Genomic DNA, 2,497 nt, shown 5'->3' on the forward strand with positions numbered 1-2,497 from the left:
ATAAGAGACAGGAGGTGTACGGCCGCCCTCCCTCGGCCCTCGGCCGGCTGGGACCGGTGGTCGCCGCCGCCGCGGCCGCCGGCGACCCGGTGGCCCGCCGCATCACCGAAGAGGCCGCGCAGTGGCTGCTCCGCGACGTGGACGCGGTGCGCCCGGCCCTGTCCGACCCCCGCGCACCGGTCGTCATGCACGGCTCGGTGCTCCGCGAGGGACCCGTCGCCGACGCCGTCCGGACCGGGCTGCGCGACCGCTTCGCCGCGGCACCGCGCTGCGCGGGCGACGGGGCCGTCGGCGCGGCCGGGATGGCGCTGCGCCGCCTCGGCCACCCCCTGCCCGGCTGAGCCGCCCTCCGGCCTGCCGGACCCGGCCCGGCCGCCCCGATCCGGCCCGGCCGACTCCCGGGAAGACGGCGCCGAAGCCGTCCAGGTCCATCACGATGGACCCCATACGATCCGCAACCGGCTTGCGATCCTGGGGTCCATCGTGATCAGGTTGTTACCACGGTGGTAGCGGATCCACCGTGGCGCTCCCGGTGCCCGTGAGGTCGGACGAGCCCGCCCGTTCCCCCTGGGGGCGCGGAGATCGGTTCGACAGCGGGCCGGGAAGCGCATAACGTCGCGACGACCGATGCGACCGAGGAACCGAGACCACGTCGGGGGGCCTGGTCGGATGCGCGCTTCACCCTTCCTCGCGTTCGCGGCGGCGGCGACGGCCACGGTGCTGGTCGCGGGCTGCGGCGGCGGAGGCGACGGCGGCGAGGGCGGACGGGCGTCGTCCGCCCCTTCCGGCAAGCCCGGCACGACGGCGCCGCCCCCGGACGCGTGGATCCCCGGCCACGTCGCGAAGATGAGCGTGGCCGAGAAGGTCGGTCAGCTGTTCGTCCCGACGTTCTCCAGCCGCTCCGACGCCATCGCGAAGATCAGGAAGTACCACGTCGGGGGGCTGATCTACTTCCCCGGGAACATCAGCACGCCGGAGCGGACCGCCGCGCAGTCGAACGCGCTGCAGAAGGCCTCCGACGTCCCGCTGCTGCTCGGCGTCGACGAGGAGCAGGGCATCGTCTCGCGCATTCCGTTCATCACCCGGTTCCCCGGAAACATGGCGCTCGGCGCGACCGGCGACCCCGCCGACGCCCGCGCCGCGGCCCGGGTCACCGGCGCCGAGCTTCGCGCGATCGGCATCAACCTGGACTACGCGCCCGACGCCGACGTGAACGTGAACCCGCGCAACCCCGTGATCGGGCTGCGCTCGTTCGGCGCCGACCCGGCCCTGGTCTCCAGGATGGTGACCGGGGCCGTCGGCGGCTACCAGGCCGCCGGGATCGCGGCCGCCGCCAAGCACTTCCCCGGGCACGGCGACACCGCCACCGACAGCCACACCGGACTGCCGGTGATCCAGCACACCCGCGAGCAGTGGCAGCGGCTGGACGCGCCCCCGTTCAAGGCGGCGGTCGCCGCGGGCACCGACATGATCATGACGGCGCACATCGTGGTGCCCAGGCTCGACCGGTCGGGCGACCCGGCCACGCTGTCGAAGAACGTCCTGACCGGGCTGCTGCGGAACACGCTCGGCTACCAGGGCGTGATCACCACGGACTCGCTGGAGATGGCGGGGGTCCGCGAGAAGTACGGCGACGCGCAGGTGCCGGTCCGTGCGATCAACGCGGGCGCCGACCAGCTGCTGATGCCGCCGAGCCTGCCGGAGGCCCACCGGGCGGTGGTGAGGGCCGTCCGGACCGGAAAGATCACGCGGAAGCGGCTGGACGCGTCGGTCACGCGCATCCTGAAGCTCAAGCAGCGGCGCGGCCTGTTCCAGGCGACGGCCGTGGACCCGTCCAAGGCCGGCGCGGCGATCCGCACGGCCCCGAACAGGGCCACCGCCCAGCGGGTCGCCGAGCACGCGGTGACCCTCGTCCGCCACAAGAGCGGCCTGCTCCCCCTCAAGGGCAAGAAGGTCGCCGTCACCGGCCCGGAGAGCGACACCCTCGGCGCGGCTCTGCGCAAGCACGGCATCACGGTGACGTCCACCGGAGCCTCGGACGTCACCGTCCTGACGACGGAGAACGCGGGCCAGGCCACCGCCTCCCGCATCAGCGCACTCGGCGCCAAGCCGGTCGTCGTCGCCGCCCTCGGCCGCCCCTACGACCTGAACGCCGCAGGCGGCGCCGAGGCCGCGCTGGCCACGTACTCCTCCAGCACCGTCTCGGTCAACGCGCTCGCGAAGATCCTGAGCGGCGCGGCCGAGCCCGCGGGCAAGCTTCCCGTCCCGGCCGCCGGCAAGCCGGTAGGCCACGGCCTCCGCTACCGCTAGCGCGGCCCGAAAGCCGACCCGTCCCCACCTCGTTGACTTGCGGCATGTTGTTGTTATGAGCGCGTCGAAAACAACAACACGCCGCAAGTCAACGCGCCCTGAGGCGCGTCTTCCGTCAGATTCCCAGGTCCGCCAGGCCGGGGAGGTGGGTGCGGGCGGCGTCGCGGGCCTGGTCGGGGGTGCGGGC

Annotated in this window: 1 protein-coding gene and 1 pseudogene; both read left to right on the forward strand. The window is 73.9% G+C overall.

Annotated elements, in window-relative coordinates:
* Positions 1–341: pseudogene (locus E1281_RS39095) on the forward strand (ATPase); the annotation flags it as partial.
* Positions 342–669: 328 nt separating this feature from the next.
* Positions 670–2,310, forward strand: a complete 1,641-nt coding sequence (locus E1281_RS39100; RefSeq protein ID WP_131884728.1) for a glycoside hydrolase family 3 protein — start codon at positions 670–672, stop codon at positions 2,308–2,310.
* Positions 2,311–2,497 lie beyond the last annotated feature (187 nt).

This window comes from Actinomadura sp. KC345, from assembly GCF_004348515.1.
Classification (GTDB): domain Bacteria; phylum Actinomycetota; class Actinomycetes; order Streptosporangiales; family Streptosporangiaceae; genus Spirillospora.

Excerpts from the sequence above, each read along its gene's own strand:
- E1281_RS39100 (WP_131884728.1), top strand. The coding sequence starts at position 670 with ATGCGCGCTTCACCCTTCCTCGCGTTCGCGGCGGCGGCGACGGCCACG.